The sequence below is a fragment of the Pseudomonas meliae genome, assembly GCF_001400515.1.
Lineage (GTDB): Bacteria > Pseudomonadota > Gammaproteobacteria > Pseudomonadales > Pseudomonadaceae > Aquipseudomonas > Aquipseudomonas amygdali.
The window spans coordinates 1-1,156 of record NZ_LJQT01000240.1 but is presented as its reverse complement, the minus strand read 5'-3'; the positions used below and the strand labels follow the sequence as shown (position 1 = coordinate 1,156).

Annotated in this window: 2 protein-coding genes; both read left to right on the top strand. The window is 47.8% G+C overall.

Annotation, left to right across the window (positions count from 1 at the left end):
- Window positions 1-209 (top strand): hypothetical protein (locus ALO64_RS10805; protein WP_235804996.1); only part of this gene is annotated, 209 nt, incomplete at its 5' end.
- A gap of 277 nt (window positions 210-486) precedes the next feature.
- Window positions 487-1,110, top strand: coding sequence for a glycoside hydrolase family 25 protein (locus ALO64_RS10800; RefSeq protein ID WP_044345545.1), 624 nt, complete (start codon window positions 487-489; stop codon window positions 1,108-1,110).
- The last annotated feature ends 46 nt before the right edge of the window (window positions 1,111-1,156 follow it).

The window sequence follows — 1,156 nt, the reverse complement described above, 5'->3', positions numbered from 1 at the left end:
TGCCCTGGAACGACCGGCGGATGCTGTACGTGCCCTGGTCGTGGTGTGTGACGGCAGCCCTGACGTTCCTGCCGGTCGGCGTTACGTTGATGGCCGTTTTCGTGCGCTTGAAGCCCAAGACTTCGCTGCACGGTGATGCCCGCTTTGCCAACGACCGCGAGCTGCGCCAGTTCGAGTACCAGGGCGAGTACAAGAACACCAGCAAGTAGGCATTGCACCCGCGTCGCCCGCTGATAGTCCCGCATTTTCAAAGCTTTTCCATGCACCGCCATGCAGTCGGCTATGCCCGGAAGCCACCTTGCAGGAGATTCTCAATGGAAATATCAGAAGGATGCTTGGGCAACCCTTGTCGTGCCGAAAATCCCGATGCGCAGTAGATGAGTGGAACCAAGAGTAGAAAGGGGCCACTCATAACGTTGGCAGTGTTTTTAAAGAACTGCTGATACTAGTTATAAAATTTCCCAATACGAAAAATAGGAGAGATTCGTGAGTACAAATAGCAAAGGTATTGACCTGTCGCATTTCCAAGGTGATGTCGATTTTAAAAAAGTTTCTGAGGCTGGCATTGAGTACGCCTTTATTAAAGCGACAGAAGGCGCTACTGTACAGGATGCAAAATATACCACATATCGTACTGACGCTAGAGCTGTCGGAATAAAAACGGGGGCATATCATTACTTTCGAGCGCTTAGTAGCACGCCGGAAGCACAGCGAGATAACATCGTTAGTACACTTACCGCTGCCGACTTCGATGCATCTACTGAGTTTTTTGCTATTGATTTGGAACTGGCGGGCAACGAAAAAGCTACCCCGGACGAAATGGCTGATAACCTTCATAAACTGCTGACCTTATTGGAAAGCGAAAAAATTCTGCTGGGGAAAAAACCATTCATATATTGCAATAACAATTTCTGGGTGAATAATATTTCAGGAGATAAATATGCCTTTAGTGAATACCCTCTGTGGATCGCTAATTGGGATGTTAGCGAACCTAAAGTTCCATCTACATGGACAGTAGCAGGTAAAAGCTGGTCGATTTGGCAGCACAGTAACAAAGGTCGCATCGATGGCATTGAGGCTGATGTAGATCTTGATTGGGTCCGTATTTGATCCAATGATTTTGCAATTTGGCTAAGCGCTAAGGAAGCTCCGAGCA